Here is a 19,303-nt window from a genome sequence, read left to right on the forward strand (position 1 = left end):
GAAAATCGAGCGCACCTTCGCCTGGTTGCACACCTATCGCCGCATCGAGATACGCCACGACCGCATCCTTGCTGTGTATCGAGGCTTCTTCCACCTCGCCTGCCTGATGATTACGTTGAGGTATTTATGAAACCAGCTCTAATCAAAAGCTCGGTTCGACCATGCTGTTCGTCTCCCACGACCTGCTCTCGGTGGCGGCGATTTGCGACCGCATCGCGATCATCCATGACGGCGAGATCGTGGAAACGGGTGAAACCGAACGCATCTTCATGCGTCCCCAGCACCCCTACACGCAGCAGCTTGTCGCTGCCCTGCCTGCACAGCCCGCATTCAAGCAACGAAATGTCGCGAAGATCGCGGCGACGTGAGAGCCGCTTCCCGATAGCGCCAATGCCCGGAAGTGGAGTGAGCTGGTTTCAGAACCTGTTCGACGCCCGGCGGAAGATCGCGGCGTGGCAGAAGGAGTACAACGAAGAGCGTCCGCACAGCAGCTTGGCCTGTCGCGCGCCCAGCCTACAATCATCATCCAAGGCTCCTTCTTCCCCAGCGTCTTTAGGCCCTCCAGTCCAAGACGCTGCTAGGGTAAGCTCGGAGCCTTCGCTCTTATCCAATCAACCCTTTTTCCCCACGTCAATCTCGATTTTGGGTGCCCCATCCTTTGCGGAGCGCGGTTTGCTCCGCAAAGGGGTGGGAGCTCGCCACCAGCATTATCGCTGGAGAATAGATTGGGACGCGTGGCCCACTCAGCCTTCCTTCGGCTTGAGTGGCGGCAGTTCCCAGATCCTCTGTCAAGCCCCTAAAATCCGGCAAACGTCCTCAACTTCAACCAAACACTCACAATAAATATCGCGCCACCCTTCCCATTCTCCCCACCGATTTTGCTACTCTAAAGGTGGATGCCCCGCCCGCGAGCCGGCCTCGCGGCAGCGGGGCTTGTTATTTGACAACTGATTGAGCCGTCGAGCTTTAAGACCTCGGTCTTAAACCAGCTCCAGTCAATACTTTGCCGGGAAAGAGCCGCGCAACTGCTTGCAAACAATAGAGGGCACCCGGGGGCAAGGGGGGGAGGGGCAGCTCACACTTAGCGGAGCGGCCGGTGCAGGCCCGGGCGCGTTCATTGGCCTGGCCGAGCTCCAGGAAAGTGCAGTCCCTCAGCGGTTTTTGCAGCGATGCGACAGAAAAAAAAACGATTGGTCGGGGCGACAGGATTTGAACCTGTGACCCCCTGCGCCCAAGGCAGGTGCGCTACCAGGCTGCGCTACGCCCCGACACGGCGACAGGCGGGAGTTCCAACCTTGAGTTTAACACTGACTGCTCGTCGCGCACTTTCGGCGCCCATCGAAACTCGATGTCGCTTCTATCGCCACAGCCACCGCACCAACACCACCAGCACGGCCAGCGGCAGGAGCGCCAGGCCGAGCAGAATCATTCCCAGAATCCCCAGGAACAGCCAATCGCGCCAGCTCTGCCGGCGTCGCTCGGCGCGGCCCTGCAGCAGGTTGAAGTTCATGCGGTTCGACTTCCAGTAAAAGTCGAACGCGTCGCCCACCACGGGCAGCGCGCCGCCGACCGAATCGATGGCGATATTGGCGAGCATGCGCACCAGCGTCACGCGTGGCAGGCCCCGCCTCCATCCCGCGTAGATCACCAGGAACGAACCAATCGCCGCCAGGGCGTCCCCCAACCCGGGCAGCAATCCGAGCAGCGGATCGATTCCGAAGCGCAGCCCGACCACGGGAAGGCGAAATCCGTCGTCCAGCAGCGAGACGATGCGCTCCAGCAGGTCGTCGCTGGGACCGGCGAAGCTCCGGCCGCGCATGACGAACGGCTCGTCGGGCGAAATGATTTCCGGTTCGCGTTGCGCTTTCATCAGCTCGCGGCCTGCTCCAGACTGGCGCTGGGCCCATCATCTCACGCGCCGCGGGCAATCGGCGGCCGGCGCGAGCGGGCGTATAATTCCCGAATCATCGCAGATGAAGCAGCCTCTGTACGCCCTGGTTACCTACGTTCAGGATTCGGTCGGTCAGTTCGTGGAAGACCTGCGCCACCAGCTTCATCCCGACCACGCCCATCTTCCCGCCCACATCACCTTGATGCCGCCTCGTCCGCTCGCCGGCAGCGAAGCCGACGCCATTGAGATGACCTCTCAGGTCTGCTCGTCCGTCGAACCGTTCGAGGTCGGACTCGGCGATGTGGAAAGCTTCGTCCCGCTCACGCCCACGGTCTTCATCCGCGTGGCGCACGCCGCCTACCGCATGCGCGAGCTGCACGACAGGTTGAACACCGGCGCCCTCGCCTTCACCGAGCCCTGGCCCTACATGCCGCACCTCACGATCGTCAAAAGTGACTCGGAGCAGACCTCCCGGCATGATTTCCACCTGGCGCGCCAGCGCTGGGCTGCCTACGCCGGCGCGAAGCGCGTTCGGGTGGAACAGCTCACCTTCGTTCGCGAGGGCGAAAACCGCACCTGGCACGACATTGCTCCGATCCCGCTCGGCCGCCGCCTCGCGCCCCTAATGCGCTGAAGTCCCGCTCTTGCGGAAGCCGCTTTGAGCCAGCCGCCACCAGCCAACAGCGGCTGTCGGTACATGTCCTTCCGCGCGTACATGTCCTTTCCCCATCTTGGCGGACCTCGCAGGCAGGTCTAAAAGTGAAGATGGAGGTAGAGGCATGCACATCGGCGTATACGGCTCCGGATACCTGGCGACGATCGGCTCGGCCTGCCTGGCCGACTTCGGTACACCCGTCACCTGCTACGACAAGGACACGGAGCGCGTCTTCGGCCTCGCCGAGGGCAACGTCCCGTTCTACGAGAAGAACCTTCAGGACGTGATTCGCCGCAACGTGCGCGCCGGCCGCCTGATCTACTCCACCGACCAGGAATCGTTCGCGCGCAAGTCGCAGGTCATCTTCCTGGCGCAGGATTCGCAGCGCTACATCGAGGACATGGCGCTCAACCTGGCGCAGATGGCGTCGCCGGAGACCATCTTCGTGGTCATGACGCCCTCGCCCGTAGGCACGGCGCGCCGCATCGAGCAGCGCCTGACCTCGGCCGGGCTCCAGCAGGTCGTCGTCACACAGCCGGTGTTCCTCACCGACGGATGCGCCGTCGAAGACTTCAACTGGCCCGACCGCATCGTGCTCGGCGCCGATTCGCCGCAGGCCGTCCTCACGCTCAAGCAGATTTATCGGCCGCTGGTGATGCGCGGCGTTCCCGTCATCGTGACCAACCACGAAACGGCGGAGCTGGTGCGCGAGGCCTCCACCGCCTTCGTCGCCACCAAGATTTCCTTCATTAACGAGCTCGCCAGTTTGTGCGAGCACGTCAAGGCCGACTCCATGGACCTGGCCCTCGCGCTCGGCCTTGACAAGAAAATCGGCCCGCGCTGCCTCCAGCCCGGCGCTGCCCTGGGTGGTTCGTTCGTCGAGTCGGAGATGGAGTCGCTCGCCGAGCTGGCCTACGGCAACGGCGTCTCGCTCAAGGTCCTCACCGCCGCGCGCGAAGTCAACCGCGCCCTGTGCGACACGGTGGTGAGCAAAATCAGCTCGCTCGTGCACAACATCGCCGGAAAGGAAGTTGGCATCCTTGGCCTGGCATTCAAGCCGCACACCAGTTCGGTGGCCGGCTCGGCGTCGCTCACGGTGGCGCGCAAGCTGGCCTCCGCCGGCGCGCGCGTCCGTGCCTACGATCCGGTGGCCCAGGCGGAAGCGCGCGAGCAGCTGCAATCGGCCGTGCGCTTCTGCGAAACGCCCTACCTGGCTGCCGAAGGCGCCGATGCTCTGGTGGTCGGAACCGGCTGGCCCGAGTTCCGCTCGCTCGACTTCGACAAGATCAAGAAGCAGCTGCGCCAGCCCATCATCATCGACACCAAGAACCTGCTCGATGGTGCGCACCTGCGCTCCATGGGCTTCCAGTACGCGGGCGTCGGCCGCGCCTAGCTGGCCGGCCGAATCCCCGCATTTTGACGACGGCGCCGCCCGACGCCGTCGGGCTGAGAGATCGCGCCCCGCCCGCAGCAGAGCGCCGGCACGTCTTTCAGCCCAGAGGGCATCCGGCCCGGAGTGGCCCAACCCACTCCGGGCTGCTATATTGGCCGCGCATTTCACCAGGCCAATGCGAAAACCACCCGCGGTCCTCTTCCTGCTGCTCTCCTGCTCTTTCGCTTTCGCGCAAACACCGTCAGCCGATCTGAAGCTCATCCCTGCCCCGCGCGAAGTTCAGCGCAAATCCGGATCGTTCGCCATTGGCGCATCCACCCGCATCGTGCTCGCGTCGCGCACTGCGGCCGAGGACCGCATCAGCGCAGAAATGCTCGCCGAAGAGATTGAGCGCGCGACTGGCCGCAAGCCCCGAATCACTACCGGCGGCGCGTCCGGCAGCGGCCTGATCTTCCTTGGTCGGAGCAGCGCTGACGCGAACGCCCGCGCTTCGAACACGGCAATAGCGGACGAGGAAGGCTACGAAATCGTGGCTGAGCCGGCGCGCGTGGTCATCACCGCGCGCACCGCGGCCGGTGTTTTCTACGGCGGGCAGACGTTGCGGCAGCTCATTCAACCGGGCGAACGCGGCAGCGCGTCGATCCCTGCGCTCACGATTCGCGACTGGCCCGCCATGCGCTGGCGTGGCGTACACATCGACCTGAGCCGCGGCCCTGTTCCCACGCTGACCGCGCTCAAGAGTTACGTGCGGACACTTGCCGAGTACAAAATCAACATGTTCGCGCTTTACATCGAACACGTTTTCGATTACGAGGCGCATCCGCTCATCGCGCCAAAGGAAGGTTCGCTCAATGCCGCCGAGGTTCGCGAACTTGTGGAGTACGCGCGCCGCTACCACGTCCTCATACTGCCCGAGCAGCAGGCGTTCGGGCATTTGCACCATGTCCTGAAGAGCGAGGTGTACAGCGATCTGGCGGAGACGCCGCACGGACACGTGCTCGCCCCGGTCAACCCGCAGTCCTACGACCTGATCAAGTCGCTCTACGCCGAACTCGTGCCGCTGTTCCCCGCTCCGTTCTTCCACATCGGCTCCGACGAAACCTTCGAGCTCGGCATGGGGCAGACATGGACGCGCGCCACCCAGGTGGGACTTGGCCGCGTGTACCTCGAGCACCTGCAAAAAGTCTCCGAGATCATGCAGCCCTACCACAAGCGGCTCATGTTCTGGGGCGACGTCGCCATCAAGTACAAAGAGCTGCTCAACATTCTTCCCAAGGACATGATCGCGGTCGCCTGGGAGTACGACGCGCAGCCCGATTTCACGCCCAAGATCAAACCGTTTCGCGACGCGGGCCTCGACGTCGTCGTTTCGCCCGGTGCGAACAACTGGAACCTGATCTGGCCCAACTTCAATGCCGCCTTCGTCAACATCCGCAATTTCGTGCGCGACGGCCAGAAGCTCGGCGCCATCGGCATGCTGAACACCACCTGGGCCGACGACGGCGAAGCGCTGTTCGGCATGACCTGGCCCGCCCTGGTCTTCGGCGCGCAATGCTCGTGGCAGGCAGGCGAGTGCTCCATCGAACAGTTTTCCAACAGCTACGACTGGGCGTTCTATCGCAACAACGATTCCACGTTCCGCGATGTCATCCTGAACCTGAACCGCAGCCATGCCCTGCTCACCGGCGCCGCCGCTGGCCTGGCGAACGACGACAGCTTCTGGCTGGATCCGTTCACCGAGGGCGGCTCGGTGTGGAACAATCGCGCTCTTCCCGCCGCCCGTGATCTGCGTATCGCAGCCGAGCGCGGACTCGAATCGCTGTATCGAAACGGCGCCAAAGCGCGCCTCCACGCTGACACCGTCGACTTCCTCCGCCTGGCCGCGATGCGCCTCGATGCTCTGGGCATGAAAATTCAGTTCTCAACCGAGATCAGCCGCTACTACATGGACGCGTATCTGAACATGAACGATCGCGACCGCGTTCGCCGCGACCTGCACGAGATTTCCGCGATCAACGCGCGCCTGGAAGACCTTCGCGACACGACCACGCGCCTGCGTGGCATTTATTCCGACGTCTGGCTGAAGGAGAACCGCCCTTACTGGTTGCAGAACGTGCTTGTCCGTTATGACACGCTCGCCGAGATCTACCAGCAGAAGATCATGCACGTGAAAGGCGCGCAAACGCAGTTCCGCCTGCAGCAAACGCTGCCCACACCGCAGCAGATCGGCTTCTACGTCGTGCCGGGCGCGCCACCGGTGCCCGCAACCCTGCCCCCACCGCTGCCGCCGCCGGCCGGGCCGGTCCCTGCGTCCGCTGGATCGGCCGCTGCCCCTAACCCGGCTGTTTCGCCGGCGGCGGCTGCGCCGCCCGCTGCTCCGAAGTAGCCGCCATATGTTTTCGGCAAACAGCCTGGTGCTCGGTGTGGACGTGGGCGGCACCAAGGTCGCCGCCGGCCTGGTGGACGCTCGCGGCCAGATCGTGCACAAGGCGCGCCGCCCGATGGTCGCGAATCGCGACGCCGAAGACGCACTGGCCGTGGTTCTGCGCGCCGCCGATGCTGCGCTGGCTTTGCCCGCGGCGCGGGAGGCCAACATCGAAGCCGCCGGCATCAGCGCTCCCGGCTACATTGATTCCGAATCCGGCGCGGTCATCGGCGCTACCAACCTTCCGTGCTGGCGCGGCTTTCCGCTGGCGCGCCGTGTTGCCGAACATACCGGTCTGGCAACCCGCATCGACAACGACGGCAACGCCGCCGCCCTGGCCGAGGCGGTCTGGGGATCGGGCGCCGGCTATCGCAGTGTCTTCTACGTGACCATCGGAACCGGCATCGGCACGGGCATGGTTTTCGATGGCCGCATCCATCACGGCCGGACCGGCGGCGCAGGCGAAGGCGGCCACGTGAGCATCGACTACCGTGGACCGCGCTGCCTTTGCGGCAAGCGCGGATGCATCGAGATGTACGCCGCCGGACCGGCGATCGCTGCCCGCGCGCAGGGTGCGCTGGCGGCCGCAGGCAGGCGCCGCTCGGCTCCATCGAAACGCGAAGCATCGCTGCTGCGTGAATTGGCTTGCGGCAAATTAAAGGCTGTAACGGCGGAAGTCGTCGGCAAGGCCGCGTTGGAAGGCGATGCGCTCGCGAATGCGGTGTTGCGCGAGGTCGCCGACCACCTGGCGGTGTGGCTGGGCAACATCGTTGATCTGCTCGAGCCCGACGTCATCGTTGTGGGCGGCGGGCTCGGGCACCTGATGGCCAGCTTCTTCGGACACATGCGCGAGCGGATGTCGCGCTGGTCCATAAACCCGCGCTCTTCCGAGATTCCCATCGTCGGCGCCATGTACGGCGCCGAAAGCGGCATTGCAGGCGCCGCCGCCCTGTGGCAGGAAGCTCAGGGTCGTGGCGCCGGCGTGTAATTTCCCGCCGATCTCCGTGTCTCTGTGTCTCTGTGGTGGATGCGCTTACTCCACCAGCACCGCCTTCGCCAGGTTCCGCGGCTTGTCCACGTCCAACCCGCGCCGCACAGCGACGTAATAGGCCAGCAGTTGCAGCGGGACAATTTCCAGCATTGGCAAAAGCAGCTCCGGCGCCGGCGGCACAAAGATCACATGGTCTGCGCTCTCGGCGATCTCGTCATCACCCTCGACGGCCACCGCGATCACCTGCCCCGAGCGCGCCTTCACTTCCTTGAGGTTCGAGAGCGTCTTCTCGTAACGTGTGCGCGAGCCGGCGCTGGCATCGTCCCGTGTTGCAAGAATCACCACCGGCAGGTCTTCATCGATGAGCGCATTCGGCCCGTGCTTCATCTCGCCGGCCGGATGGCCTTCGGCGTGAATATAGGAGACTTCTTTCAGCTTCAAGGCGCCGTCGAGCGCGACCGGATAGTGCACGCCGCGCCCCAGATAGAGGAAGTCCCGCACGCCGCAATACTCCTCCGCGAGTTGCCGGCACTGCCCGGCGGTTTGCAGAGCCGAGTCGATCGCGGCCGGCACGTCGAGCAGCGCGGCGATGCGCTGCCGCAATGCCTCGCCCGACAGGTTGCCGCAATGCTCACCCAGGTACAGGGCCAGCAGGTACAGCACCGCCAGTTGCGCCGTGAACGCCTTGGTGGACGCGATGCTGATCTCCGGGCCGGCGTAGGTGTAGAGCGCGCCGTCGGCCTCGCGCGCAATCGTGGAATCAATCACGTTGCAGATGCCGATGGTCCGACCGCCCCGCGCGCTGGCCTCGCGCAATGCGTTCAGCGTATCCACGGTTTCGCCCGATTGCGTGATCGCGACCACCAGCTCGTTCCCGCCGACGATCGGATCGCGATACGCGAACTCGCTGGCGTGGTCCACTTCCACCGGCAGCCGCGCGAGTTGTTCGATCATGTACTTGCCCGCCAGGCCGGCGTGCCGGCTGGTCCCCGAGCCGACAATCTGGATGCGCCGCAGCGCGCGAAACTCGCTCTCCTCGATTCCCAGGCCGGGGAACACCACTCGTTCGTGCGCTGACGTAAGGCGCGGGACCACCGTTTCGCGCACGCCGCGCGGCTGTTCGTGGATCTCCTTCAGCATGTGATGCGGAAAGCCGGCCCGCTCGGACATTGCAGCTCCCTCTGCCATGGTGGACGCTAGGACTCGAACTCCACGCCGCCGCAGAAAGTGGTGACCACCTCGCCGCTGGGCGTGACCACGACGATGTCGGCCCGCGCTCCCGGCGCAATCCTGCCGCGCTCGCGCTGCCGGCCGATGACGCGCGCCGGGTTCAGCGACGCCAGACGCAGCGCCGGACCGAGCTCCCAGCCGGCGAATTCCATCACGTTCACCACCGCGCGCTCCATCGTGAGCACGCTGCCGGCAAGCTTGCCGTCGTGCAGGCAGCGGTCGCCGCGCACTTCAACGGTGAATGCGCCCAGCTGAAATGTGCCGTCGCCCATGCCGGTAGCGCTGATCGCGTCGGTGATCAGCACCGCGTTCTCCGCGCCCTTGGCTTTCAGGAACAGGCCCACCATGGCAGGATCGACGTGAATGCCATCGGCAATAATGTCGGCAGTCACGCGGTCATCGCTCAGCACGCAGCCGGCGATGCCCGGTTCGCGATGGTCCAGCGCGCGCATGGCGTTGAAGGTGTGCGTCGCATGGCGCGCGCCCGCAGCGATGGCCGCTCGCGCCGCGGCGAGTTCGGCGTTGCTGTGTCCCAGGCTGACGCACACACCATGCCGCACCGCCGCCGCGATCACCTCGGCAGCTCCCTCCAGTTCAGGCGCGATCGTCATCAGCGCGATGTGGCCCTGCGACGCCTGCCAGAAGCGTTCGAACAACCGCACCGACGGGGCGGCGATATCGGCCGGCGGATGCACACCGCGCTTGGCGTGGCTGATGAACGGTCCTTCCAGGTGAATGCCAATCGGCCGCGCCAGCGGGTCGGGATGGTTGCCGGTTATGGCGTCGCCCAGGCGCTCCAGCGCGCGCAGGGTCGCGTCGAGCGGCGCCGTGACCGTGGTAGGGCAGTACGTGGTAACGCCGTGCCGCGCCAGCAGACTTTCCATGGCGGCGCGGCCGTCGGCAGCGGCGCTCATCACGTCGATTCCGGCGCCGCCGTGCACGTGAATGTCCACATAGCCGGGCGCGAGAACATTGGCGCCAAAGTCATTGACGTGCGCGCGTGGAGGAATTGCCACCGCGCTGCGCGGTCCCACCGCCGTGACCACGCGATCCTCGACCAGCACCACGGCGTCGGCAATGCGCTCCAGGGGCGTCCACAGCTCGGCGGCGGTCAGGGCGGTGATCATTGAGTTGGATTGCGGGCGCGAGTGTCTGCGAGCCAGATTCTAACCAATACCGGGCGCTACAAATGTTTGCGACTGAGGAACTCGCGGACCACGTCCTTCACGTCGCGACGTTCGCCGTCCACGGCGTAGTTCATGCGCCGCATCTCGTCTTCGCTGATCTGGCCGGCCAGCTCCGCCAGCGCCGCCCCAACCGCGGGATGCTCCGAGAGCGTCTTCTCGCGCACGATGGGCGCCGCTTCGTAGGGCGGGAAATAATGTTTATCGTCCTCCAGCACAACCAGCCCCAGGGCGGCGATCAAGCCGTCAGTCGCGTTGGCCGCGATCATGTCCACCTGTTTTTCCGTCAGTGCACGATACAGCAGGCCAAGGTCCATCACGCGCGGCGGCTCGGCGAAGTGGAGGTCGTAGGTCCGCGCCAGGCCCTTGTACCCGTCGGGCCGCTCCAAAAACTCGTAGCCCACTCCCAGCCGCCATTGCGGCGTGTGCGGCGCTGCTTGGGATAGCGTGCTGATGCCGAGCCGGCGCGCCTCATTTCCGCGGACCACCATGGCAAACGTGTTGTTGAAGCCGAGCGACGGCCCAACCGCAAGGCCAAAGCGTTGCGCGTATTCACGCTTCACTTCGGCGAACACTTCTTCGCGGCTGCTGCGCGGCGGCTGCTTGAGGATCGCGGTGAGAGCCGTGCCGGTGTACTCCACGTAGACGTCGATGCGTCCAGCCAGGACCGCCTGGTGGCAGATGTACGACCCTGCCAGATAAAACCTGCGGTCCACCGGCATGCCCGTGCGTCGCTCCAGGTGCTGCGCAATCAATTCGCCGAGCACCACCTGCTCGGTGAAGTTTTTCGAACCCACGACCAGGCGATCGCGCCGCGGCGGCCCGCAGGCGCACGCCAGCAGCAGCAACGCGACGACGGTCAGCGCGCGGCGCATGTCACCAGCGCGCCTTCAGCCGCCGCTCCAGCGCGCCCAATCCGACGTCAGCGCCCACGGCCAATGCCGCCGCCGGAATTGCGCCGGCCAGGATGAGCTGGTTGTTCACCATCGCCACCCCGCGAAAAATGAATTCGCCCAGGCCGCCGGCGCCGATCGCAGCGGCAATCGTAGCCACGCCCACGCAGATCACGGTCGCGGTGCGAACGCCTGCGATGATCACGCCCATCGAGAGCGGCAGCTCGATGCGCCACAGCAGCTGCGAATCGGTGAGACCCATGCCGCGCGCCGCCTCGCGGATCGCCGGATCGACACCCGCGATCCCAACGTACGTGTTGCGGATGATGGGCAGCAGCGCGTACAGCGTGAGCGCCGTGATGGCCAGCCGGTCCGCGCGCGCCCCCAGCCACGGCGCGGGCAGTAGAAATCCAAAAAGCGCCAGGCTGGGAATCGTCTGCAGCACGTTCGCCAGCCCGATCACCGGCTTTTGCCAACGGCGGCGCGTGAGCATGATGCCGAGCGGCAGCCCCACCGCAATCGCCAGCAGCATGGAGATGCCCACCAGCCACACATGTTCGAGCACGAGCGTGCTCACCTCGGCGCGGTCTTTCATCATGAATTCGAAAACGTTCATCGCATGCGCATCCTTCGTGCCCTTTGTGGCCGTTCGCGTCCTTCGTGTTTCGCTGTTGACTCTACGCTGTTGACTCAGCTTCCCCGCCCCGAAACGCCGCCACATATTCCCGTACCAGGGGATCGGTTGAGCGCAGAAACTCCGCCGGCGTAAACGGCCCGCGCATCACGCCGGCTTCGAGCAGCGCGATCCGCGATCCCAGCAGCAACGCTTCGTGCAGGTCGTGAGTGACAAAGACGACGGTCTTGGCCAGCCGCCGCTGCAGCGCGCGAAATTCGCGCTGGATCTCGGCGCGCGTTAGCGGATCGAGCGCGCCGAACGGCTCATCCATGAGGAGAATCGGCGGATCGGCCGCCAGCGCGCGCGCAATCCCCACGCGCTGCCGCTGCCCGCCTGAAAGTTGATTGGGATAACGCGAGCGAAATTCGGCCGGCGGCAGTCCGACCAGCTCCAGCATTTCATCCACGCGGGCGCGGATGCGCTCCGCGGGCCATTTTTCCAGGTCGGGAACCAGCCCGACGTTGCGCTCCACCGTGAAGTGCGGGAAAACAACGGCCTCCTGGATGACGTATCCGATGCCCCGCCGCAGGCGGATCGGGTCCCACCGTAGCGTGGAGCGTCCTTCGACGATGACCTCGCCCGATGTGGGCTCCAGCAGCCGGTTGATAAGCTTCAGCGCGGTCGTTTTCCCGGACCCGCTGCGGCCGAGCAGGATGAGCGTTTCGCCGCGCGCGATCTCCAGCGTGAGTTCCCGCAGCAGCGCGCGTCCGCCGTCAACGGTGTACGTCACCCCGCGATACGCGATGGCTGGGCCGTCGCTGCGCTCTCTGCCAGACACAAACCGCTACTTTGGCACGCCGAAGCCGCCAAGCGCCAGCAGGAAGCGCGAAGCATCGCCGTTTGACTTGAATCTTCTACTGCGTCCCCGCCGCGCCCGCCTGCACGCTCACCGCCGGCACATTCTGCTGCCGCACCAGGTCGTTGAATGCGGGAACATCGCTCGCCAGCACTTGTTTCCACTTCGCCAGCTGCTCATCTGACTCGTGGCTCAGCATCTCGAAAACTTCGTATGACTGCTTGGTTGGCGCCGTGTCCGCGCTCTCCACCACACCCGCCAGCGCGGCCAGGCGGTTGTTCAGCTTGATGGGGAAATTCAGCGGATCCTGCGAGCTGCGAGACTTGACCTGGATCAGTTCCTCCTCGATCAGCGACATCTTCTCGTTCAGCTTCTTGCCCGCCTCGGCGATGGCCTTGGCCCCTTCAGACTTCTCCACGTGCCGGTTCAGCTCTTCAATCTGCTTGCGGACGCTGCGAATCTGGTTCACGGCCTCGTGCACCTGGGTCAGCTTCTGATGGATCTGGCTCCGCAGCTCAAATTGCTTTTGCAGGTCAGCCAGCGGCGTCTTCACGCGCGGGTCCGTCCTGATTTCCAGCGGCTGAGTGTACGTTTTTCCGGCGACGGTCAACTTCAGCTGATACGTCCCCGGCAGCACCTGCGGCCCGGCCACGCTGCCCGCCCACAGGGGCGAGTTGGGCACGCGCGGTGCATCGTCCACGCGCAAGTTCCACACGAAGCGGTCGAGCCCCGGCTCGGCTGCCAGGCGGTTTGCCGCGCCTCGGCGAAATTCCGGTGGCGTTTCCGCATCGTTCGGATCAACGTCTTCCGGGCGCTGAATGTTGGAGAAGCGCCGCACGCGTTTGCCTTGCCCGTCCATGATCTCCAGCGTGATTTCCTCTTTCTCCTTGGGCGCGACCTTCAGTTGGTAATAAATCCATGCTCCCGTCGGCGGATTCTGTCCCGCGGGCGCGGTGACCGGAATCTCGAAGCCGGGCCCGCGCAGCCGATACGCGACCGCGGGCGCGTACAGCTTCGTCTCCTGGCTCGCCGGGTCGCCGGAGAACTGACGCACCGGGCTCAGATCGTCCAGAATCCAGAACGATCGGCCATGCGTGCCCACAACCAGCGCCGCGTCCTTCACAACCAGGTCGTGCACGGGCGTGGTAGGCAGGTTGCGCTGCAGCCACGGCTGCCAGTGCGCGCCGTCGTCCCAGGAGACGTACAGCCCGCTCTCCGTGCCCGCGTACAGCAGCCCGCGCCTGACTGGATCTTCGCGGACGGCGTGCAGCACGGCGCCCTGCGGAATTCCGGTGGTCACCTTCGACCAGCTCTTGCCGTAGTCCCCCGTCTTGAAGATATACGGCGCCCAGTCGTCCATCTCGTGCCGGTCCACCGCGACATAGGCCACGCCCGCTTCATGCGGCGACGCTTCCACCATGTTGACGCGCCCCCACTCGGGCATGTCTTTCGGCGTGACGTTGGTCCACGTCTTGCCCGCATCGCGCGTGATCTGCACCAGCCCATCGTCGGTGCCCACCCAGATCAGGTCTTTCTCCTTCGGCGACTCGGCCACGCTGAAGATCGTGTCGTAGTACTCCACGCTGGTGTTGTCTTTGGTGATCGGCCCGCCCGAGGGCTGCTGCTTCGACTTGTCGTTGCGCGTCAGGTCGGGCGAGATCGCCGTCCAGCTCATGCCCTTGTCGGTGCTCTTGAACAGGACGTTGGCGGCGTGGTAGATCACGTTCGCATCGTGCCGCGAGATGATGATCGGCGCCGTCCACTGGAAGCGATACTTAAGGTCCGAGGCGCCGTGGCCCATCGGATTGTCGGGCCACGGATTCACCTGCTGCTCCTGCCCGGTCCGCCGATCCAGCCGCGTAATCAACCCGCCGTAGGAGCCGGCATAAATAATGTTCTCCGGATCGTTCGGATCGGGCGCGATGTATCCGCTCTCGCCGCCGCCTACGTCGTAGTAGTCGGCGCGGCCAATCACGCCGCTGTCACTGCGGCTGGCAATCGCGACCGTGGTGTTGTCCTGCTGCGCGCCGTACACCCAGTACGGCCAGCGATTGTCGGTGATCACGTGGTAGAACTGCGCCGTCGGCTGGTTGTCCTGCCCGGTCCAGGTCGCGCCGCCGTTCACGCTCACGTTGGCGCCGCCGTCGTTGGAGTTGATCATCCGCTGCGGATTGTTGGGATCGATCCACAATCCATGATGATCGCCGTGCGGCGCCGGCACCGGCGTGAACGTCCGCCCGCCGTCGTTCGAGCGATACATGCTGGTGTTCAGCACGTACACCGTGTCCGGGTTCTTCGGATCAGCGAAGATGTGCGTGTAGTACCACGCCCGCTGCCGCAGCCGGCGCTCGTCGTTCATCAGCCGCCAATTTTCGCCGCCGTCGTCGGAGCGGAAGACCCCGCCGTTTTCGGCCTCCACCAGCGCGTACACGCGATTCGGGTTCGTTCCCGAAACGCTCACGCCGATCCTGCCGAGAATCGTCTTCGGCAGGCCTCCGCCCGTGATCTGCTTCCACGTGCTGCCGCCGTCGGTGGATTTGTACAAGCCGCTGCCCGGGCCGCCGCTCTCCATGCTCCACGGCGTGCGGTGCGCCTCCCACAGCGACGCGAACAGGGTGTTCGCGTTCGTGGGGTCGAAGGTGATGTCGATCGCGCCGGTCTTGTCGTCCTTATACAGGACCTTCTGCCAGGACTTGCCGCCGTCGACCGAGCGGAAGACGCCGCGGTTCACGTTCTGCCCGTACACGTGTCCCATCGCGGCCACGAAAACGGTGTTGGGATCGCGCGGATGCACGATCACGCGCCCGATCGTCTGCGTGTCGTCGAGCCCCACATGCGACCACGTCTTGCCCGCGTCCATGGATTTGTACACGCCGTTCCCGGCGACGATATTGCCGCGAATGCACGCCTCACCCGTGCCGACATAGATCACGTTCGGATCACTCTCCGCCACCGCGATGCTGCCGATGGAACTAACACCGCGCACCTTGTCGAACACCGGCGTCCAGCGCAGCCCGCCATCGGTGCTCTTCCACACGCCGCCCGCCACAGCGCCGAAGTAATAGACGTTGGGCTGGCTCGGCACGCCCGCCACAGCGAGCGCGCGCCCCCCGCGAAACGGACCGATCTGCCGCCAGGTCAGCGCGCGAAAGGCCTTCTCTTCGGCCGTCGTTGCCGGAGCTTCGCCGGCGCTGCCTGCTGATTCGGGCGTCTCCTTCGCGCGGCCCTCGGGTTGTGCCGCCTTCTTCTCCTCCGCTGCGGCAGCTTTCCACTTCTGCTCCGGCTGCTGCTGCGCCGCCGGCTTCGGCTGCTGCGTGTCCGCCTTCGGCTTTTCTTGCGCAAATGCAAACAGAATGGAAGAGACGGCAACAATCACGACCAGCGGAAACAGGCGAGCGCGCATCGAGCCCCTCCAGGATGATGAAAAGGACTGGCTATCCTAAAATCCAACGAAGGAAATGGGAAGTGGCCGCCGGTTGGGAAAGGTCGTAAAGTAGCCGCCGTGGACCCGCTCCGCATCCCCGAACGGTTCAACGCCGCCGCGTACTTCGTGGACCGCCACCTGGCGGAACATCGGTACGCGAAGGTCGCCTTCGAGTGCGGCGGCGAGCGTGTAACCTATGCGGCGCTCTACGAACGCGTGAATCGCTGCGGAAATGCGCTGCGCCAGCTCGGCGTCCGCGCCGGCGATCGCGTCATCCTGCTGCTGCTCGATACTCCCGCGTTTGCCTGCGCATTCTTTGGCGCCATCAAAATCGGCGCCGTGGCTGTCCCGGCGAACGTTCTGCTGAAGCCCTCAGACTGGCAGCACATTCTGGCCGACTCCGGGGCGTGCGCCGTGGTCGTGGCGCTCGAATTGCGGGATGAGTTCCTGAAGGTCGATCGCACCAAGCTGCCGAACCTCAAGTTCGTGCTCGTTGCCGGCGGAGAGTCGCTCCCCGGCGCGCTCAGTCTTGCTGACGCCATGTCCGCTGCCTCGCCCGCGCTCGATCCCGCCGCAACCGGAAAGGACGAACCCGCGTTCTGGCTGTACTCCTCCGGTTCGACGGGCGTGCCGAAAGGATGTGTCCACCGCCATCGCGACATGCTCGTCTGCGCCGAACGCTATGCCAAGGGTGTGCTTGGAATTCGCGAAGGCGACCGTTTCTTTAGCGTCGCCAAGCTCTTCTTTGCGTATGGGCTCGGCAACGGGCTCTACTTCCCGCTTGCCGCCGGCGCAACCGGCATTCTGTGGCCCGGGAGCACCTCGCCCGCAAACATCTACTCGGTCATCGAGCGCACGCGCCCGACGTTGTTTTTCTCCGTGCCCTCGAACTTTGCCGCGCTCCTCGCCACCACACGCGAAGGCCGCGACTACGATCTCAGCAGCATCCGCTACGCCGTTTCCGCCGGCGAATCGCTGCCCGCCTCGCTCTATCACCGCTTCCATGAGCGTTTCGGAGTCGAAATCCTCGATGCCATCGGTTCCACCGAGTGCCTGCACATGTTCATCGCCAACCGGCCCGGCGCCGCCCGTGCCGGCTCCAGCGGCCAGATCATTCCCGGATACGCAGCCCGCCTGCTCGACGAAAGCGGCCAGCCGGTCGCGGCCGGCGAAATCGGCAACCTGTTCATCCAGAGCGACGCCACCTGCATTGAGTATTGGAACCAGCCGGAGAAGACGCGCGCCACCATCCGCGAAGGCTGGATCCGCACCGGCGACAAATATCGCGTGGACGCCGACGGCTACTACTGGTACGCCGGCCGCTCCGACGACATGCTGAAGGTTTCAGGGATGTGGGTCAGTCCGGTAGAGATCGAGGCCGCGCTCATCGAACACCCCGCCGTCCTCGAAGCGGCGGTTGTCGGCCGCGAAGATGGCGAGCGCCTGGTGAAGCCAGCCGCCTACGTCGTGTTGCGCGACGCCGCTGGAACCGATGCGCTCGCCGCCGAGCTTCAGCAGTTCGTCGCGCAGAAGCTGGCCGCCTACAAGCGTCCTCGCTGGGTGGAGTTCCTGCCGGAGCTGCCCAAGACGGCCACGGGGAAAATCCAGCGCTTCAAGCTTCGCTGAAAGAAAGACCGCCACGGATTCTCGCGGCTGAACACGGATCGCTTCTTGGTCACAAAATCCGTGTCATCCGTGTTCATCAGTGGTGAGTTCTACCGCTTCTCCCCGTGGTGATGGTCGCTTTCCGTCGGCAGGCCGGCATCGATCCAGCCTTTCTTCCCTTCGGCGTAGTCCCTGATGTTGGTGTATCCCATGGCCGTCAGTTCACGGGCGGCCTCTTCGGACGCGTGTCAGGTCATGCTGCCGCAGTAGACGACAATGTCCGCGTTCTTGTCCGGCAGCAGCTGCGGCCCGAGTTCCCGCACCTTGTCGAGCGGCAGATTGATCGCTCCGGGAAGGTGCGCATGGTGATAGGTCTCTGAAGGCAGCGTCTCGACCAGCACGAACTTGTCTTTGCCCTCGATCTTGCGTTTCAACTCATCGCGGTTGATGACTCCAGCCATCTCGCCTCCTCTCCTTGTGGGATGCGCGGTCCCGCAAAAGGAGGCAGCTCCGTAGTTACTAACTAAAAACAGCCTCCGGCACGACGCCAGAGGCTGTTGAGTTTGCAGCAGAGCTACTTCCCGTTCAAGGTCAGCGGACTGCCGACGCCGGTCACGAAGTCGTATCCGGCTTTGGCGGCGAAGCTCTCTTTTCGCGGCCTTGGCCCAGAAGTGACGCTTCAGTAACCAATTCCGGTGACCGTGCGCAACCTTCACGGCCCGAATGACCGCTGTTTTGCACAGCTTTTTCAACAACTTACGCAAGATTTCCCTGTTGACGCCGCCTCCACCACCCGCCACAATCCCCGAGCACCCATGCTGTTCTACCTCTCCGGCGCCATCGAGTACGCTCCCGACCGCGGCACCGGCTGGCGCGCGGAGATTTCACCCTTTCTGCAGGCTCTTGGTCACCAGGTCTACGATCCGGCCGCCGACCATCGTAAGAACCTGACCGAGGACGAGGCACAAAACTTTCGCCGATGGAAGACCGACGATCTGCCGCGCTTTCAGCGCACCATCCGAAAGATCATCGCCTGGGACCTGGACTGGATCGAGCACAAGGCCGGCTGCGTCCTTGCTTATTGGGACCAGTACTCCGGCCGGGGCGCCGGCTCGCAGGCGGAACTCACCTTGGCGCACCGCCGCGGCCTTCCCGTCTACCTGGTCTGCGGCATGCCCGTGAGCGAAGTGAGCGGGTGGATTCTCGGTTGCGCCACCGAAGTGTTTCGGGATTTCGAAGAGCTGCGCGCTTTTCTGCTCAAGCAATCGGGGCCCGGGGATGCCCGGCCTGGCGATCAGCTCACCGTTGCGGCTGATCGCTGACCGGCTGATAAACTTTTTTTGGGGAGACCATGAACCTTACCAAGGGCAACATCGGCTGGATCGAAGTGATCTGCGGTCCCATGTTCAGCGGCAAGAGCGAGGAACTCATCCGCCGCCTTCGCCGCGCCGAGATCGCGCGCCAGCGCATGCAGATTTTCAAGCCGGTGATCGATCAGCGCTACGGCGACGACCACATCGTCTCGCACAGCGACGCCAGGATCCGCTCCGTCTCCGTACGCGACGCTGCCGATATCGAATCGCGCCTCGACCTGCGCACCGAGGTCATCGGCATCGACGAGGCGCAGTTTCTCGGCATGGAAATGGTTCCGCTGGTCATCCGCCTCGCCGACATGGGAAAGCGCATCCTGATCGCCGGCCTCGATACCGACTATCTCGGCCGCCCGTTCCATCCCATGCCCGAACTGCTTGCCGTGGCCGACGAGATCACCAAGACGCTCGCCATCTGCATGCAGTGCGGCAACCCCGCCAAGCACACCCAGCGCCTGGTGGCCAGCGAAGACCTGATCGTGGTCGGCGCCGCCGGCATGTACGAAGCCCGCTGCCGCCGCTGCTTCGAGCCCAACCTGGCCAAGGTGGCGCAGGAAAAAGCATCGGAAAATGGCAAGGTCCAGCCGGCATCGCCTGCCGTCACCGCCGGATCGGCCTGAACTGTCGTCTGTTGGCGCAACTGCCGGGCAGATTCCCGGGTTGTCTTGGAGCGATCACCGCGGCCAACGGAGGCGCCTTCCTGGCCAAGCGGCTGCTTTCTGCAAGTGTCGCAGTCGCACTCACCGCGCTGTTGGCCGCCTGCGGCGGCG

General features: G+C 64.8%; 16 protein-coding genes, 1 tRNA gene and 1 pseudogene. 9 read left to right on the forward strand and 9 right to left on the reverse strand.

What is annotated here, in order from left to right:
• Positions 1-161 precede the first annotated feature (161 nt).
• Complete coding sequence (locus VFA60_16050) at positions 162-368, forward strand: oligopeptide/dipeptide ABC transporter ATP-binding protein (GenBank protein HZQ93306.1); 207 nt, start codon at positions 162-164, stop codon at positions 366-368.
• Between the two features lie 37 nt (positions 369-405).
• A pseudogene (locus tag VFA60_16055) lies at positions 406-498 on the forward strand (integrase core domain-containing protein).
• Between the two features lie 693 nt (positions 499-1,191).
• Here the strand turns inward: VFA60_16055 and VFA60_16060 are convergent.
• Both VFA60_16060 and VFA60_16065 read right to left on the reverse strand, forming a co-directional pair.
• Positions 1,192-1,268: transfer RNA gene (locus VFA60_16060), tRNA-Pro, on the reverse strand.
• A gap of 89 nt (positions 1,269-1,357) precedes the next feature.
• Positions 1,358-1,870 (reverse strand): DUF4112 domain-containing protein, encoded by a 513-nt coding sequence (locus tag VFA60_16065; protein HZQ93307.1) that lies wholly within the window; start codon positions 1,868-1,870, stop codon positions 1,358-1,360.
• Positions 1,871-1,973: 103 nt separating this feature from the next.
• On the opposite strand from VFA60_16065, the gene VFA60_16070 reads away from it, so the two are divergent.
• From VFA60_16070 to VFA60_16085, 4 genes are all read left to right on the forward strand, one after another.
• A complete protein-coding gene (locus tag VFA60_16070) occupies positions 1,974-2,525 on the forward strand; it encodes a 2'-5' RNA ligase family protein (protein HZQ93308.1) in 552 nt (183 codons plus the stop codon).
• Between the two features lie 145 nt (positions 2,526-2,670).
• Entirely contained in the window at positions 2,671-3,939 is a 1,269-nt protein-coding gene (locus tag VFA60_16075; protein ID HZQ93309.1) for a nucleotide sugar dehydrogenase, read from the forward strand.
• A gap of 175 nt (positions 3,940-4,114) precedes the next feature.
• Positions 4,115-6,325 carry a beta-N-acetylhexosaminidase gene (locus VFA60_16080; GenBank protein HZQ93310.1) on the forward strand — a complete coding sequence of 737 codons (2,211 nt, stop codon included), beginning with the start codon at positions 4,115-4,117 and terminating at the stop codon, positions 6,323-6,325.
• Between the two features lie 7 nt (positions 6,326-6,332).
• Positions 6,333-7,352 (forward strand): ROK family protein, encoded by a 1,020-nt coding sequence (locus VFA60_16085; protein HZQ93311.1) that lies wholly within the window; start codon positions 6,333-6,335, stop codon positions 7,350-7,352.
• Positions 7,353-7,397: 45 nt separating this feature from the next.
• Here the strand turns inward: VFA60_16085 and glmS are convergent, their stop codons facing one another.
• From glmS to VFA60_16115, 6 genes are all read right to left on the reverse strand, one after another.
• Positions 7,398-8,525, reverse strand: coding sequence for a glutamine--fructose-6-phosphate transaminase (isomerizing) (gene glmS / locus VFA60_16090; protein HZQ93312.1), 1,128 nt, complete (start codon positions 8,523-8,525; stop codon positions 7,398-7,400).
• Positions 8,526-8,551: 26 nt separating this feature from the next.
• A complete protein-coding gene (gene nagA, locus VFA60_16095) occupies positions 8,552-9,712 on the reverse strand; it encodes an N-acetylglucosamine-6-phosphate deacetylase (protein HZQ93313.1) in 1,161 nt (386 codons plus the stop codon).
• A 56-nt stretch (positions 9,713-9,768) separates the two neighbouring features.
• Positions 9,769-10,644, reverse strand: a complete 876-nt coding sequence (locus VFA60_16100; GenBank protein HZQ93314.1) for a glycine betaine ABC transporter substrate-binding protein — start codon at positions 10,642-10,644, stop codon at positions 9,769-9,771.
• Between the two features lies 1 nt (position 10,645).
• On the reverse strand, positions 10,646-11,278 hold the full coding sequence (locus tag VFA60_16105; GenBank protein HZQ93315.1) for an ABC transporter permease: 633 nt from the start codon (positions 11,276-11,278) through the stop codon (positions 10,646-10,648).
• 61 nt (positions 11,279-11,339) lie between these two features.
• On the reverse strand, positions 11,340-12,116 hold the full coding sequence (locus tag VFA60_16110; protein ID HZQ93316.1) for an ATP-binding cassette domain-containing protein: 777 nt from the start codon (positions 12,114-12,116) through the stop codon (positions 11,340-11,342).
• A gap of 76 nt (positions 12,117-12,192) precedes the next feature.
• Positions 12,193-15,537, reverse strand: coding sequence for a hypothetical protein (locus tag VFA60_16115; GenBank protein ID HZQ93317.1), 3,345 nt, complete (start codon positions 15,535-15,537; stop codon positions 12,193-12,195).
• Positions 15,538-15,636: 99 nt separating this feature from the next.
• Here VFA60_16115 and VFA60_16120 point away from each other — a divergent pair, with 99 nt between their 5' ends.
• Complete coding sequence (locus VFA60_16120; GenBank protein ID HZQ93318.1) at positions 15,637-17,184, forward strand: benzoate-CoA ligase family protein; 1,548 nt, start codon at positions 15,637-15,639, stop codon at positions 17,182-17,184.
• A gap of 227 nt (positions 17,185-17,411) precedes the next feature.
• On the opposite strand, the gene VFA60_16125 is transcribed toward VFA60_16120, so the two are convergent.
• Positions 17,412-17,624 carry a rhodanese-like domain-containing protein gene (locus VFA60_16125; protein HZQ93319.1) on the reverse strand — a complete coding sequence of 71 codons (213 nt, stop codon included), beginning with the start codon at positions 17,622-17,624 and terminating at the stop codon, positions 17,412-17,414.
• A 354-nt stretch (positions 17,625-17,978) separates the two neighbouring features.
• Here VFA60_16125 and VFA60_16130 point away from each other — a divergent pair, with 354 nt between their 5' ends.
• Together VFA60_16130 and VFA60_16135 are read left to right on the forward strand one after the other, a co-directional pair.
• The gene (locus VFA60_16130; GenBank protein ID HZQ93320.1) at positions 17,979-18,485 is read left to right on the forward strand and encodes a hypothetical protein; all 507 of its coding nucleotides are present in this window, start codon (positions 17,979-17,981) and stop codon (positions 18,483-18,485) included.
• 29 nt (positions 18,486-18,514) lie between these two features.
• A complete protein-coding gene (locus tag VFA60_16135; protein HZQ93321.1) occupies positions 18,515-19,153 on the forward strand; it encodes a thymidine kinase in 639 nt (212 codons plus the stop codon).
• The last annotated feature ends 150 nt before the right edge of the window (positions 19,154-19,303 follow it).

This window comes from Terriglobales bacterium (assembly GCA_035651995.1).
Classification (GTDB): domain Bacteria; phylum Acidobacteriota; class Terriglobia; order Terriglobales; family Acidobacteriaceae; genus DASRER01.

What these genes read in the sequence shown, in the direction of transcription:
- glmS (HZQ93312.1), bottom strand. Translation starts at nt 8,525, where the DNA reads ATGTCCGAGCGGGCCGGCTTTCCGCATCACATGCTGAAGGAGATCCAC.
- VFA60_16105 (HZQ93315.1), bottom strand. Translation starts at nt 11,278, where the DNA reads ATGAACGTTTTCGAATTCATGATGAAAGACCGCGCCGAGGTGAGCACG.
- VFA60_16115 (HZQ93317.1), bottom strand. Translation starts at nt 15,537, where the DNA reads ATGCGCGCTCGCCTGTTTCCGCTGGTCGTGATTGTTGCCGTCTCTTCC.
- VFA60_16130 (HZQ93320.1), top strand. Translation starts at nt 17,979, where the DNA reads ATGCTGTTCTACCTCTCCGGCGCCATCGAGTACGCTCCCGACCGCGGC.
- VFA60_16065 (HZQ93307.1), bottom strand. Translation starts at nt 1,870, where the DNA reads ATGAAAGCGCAACGCGAACCGGAAATCATTTCGCCCGACGAGCCGTTC.
- nagA (HZQ93313.1), bottom strand. Translation starts at nt 9,712, where the DNA reads ATGATCACCGCCCTGACCGCCGCCGAGCTGTGGACGCCCCTGGAGCGC.
- VFA60_16085 (HZQ93311.1), top strand. Translation starts at nt 6,333, where the DNA reads ATGTTTTCGGCAAACAGCCTGGTGCTCGGTGTGGACGTGGGCGGCACC.
- VFA60_16100 (HZQ93314.1), bottom strand. Translation starts at nt 10,644, where the DNA reads ATGCGCCGCGCGCTGACCGTCGTCGCGTTGCTGCTGCTGGCGTGCGCC.
- VFA60_16125 (HZQ93319.1), bottom strand. Translation starts at nt 17,624, where the DNA reads ATGGCTGGAGTCATCAACCGCGATGAGTTGAAACGCAAGATCGAGGGC.
- VFA60_16135 (HZQ93321.1), top strand. Translation starts at nt 18,515, where the DNA reads ATGAACCTTACCAAGGGCAACATCGGCTGGATCGAAGTGATCTGCGGT.
- VFA60_16070 (HZQ93308.1), top strand. Translation starts at nt 1,974, where the DNA reads ATGAAGCAGCCTCTGTACGCCCTGGTTACCTACGTTCAGGATTCGGTC.
- VFA60_16080 (HZQ93310.1), top strand. Translation starts at nt 4,115, where the DNA reads ATGCGAAAACCACCCGCGGTCCTCTTCCTGCTGCTCTCCTGCTCTTTC.
- VFA60_16075 (HZQ93309.1), top strand. Translation starts at nt 2,671, where the DNA reads ATGCACATCGGCGTATACGGCTCCGGATACCTGGCGACGATCGGCTCG.
- VFA60_16050 (HZQ93306.1), top strand. Translation starts at nt 162, where the DNA reads ATGCTGTTCGTCTCCCACGACCTGCTCTCGGTGGCGGCGATTTGCGAC.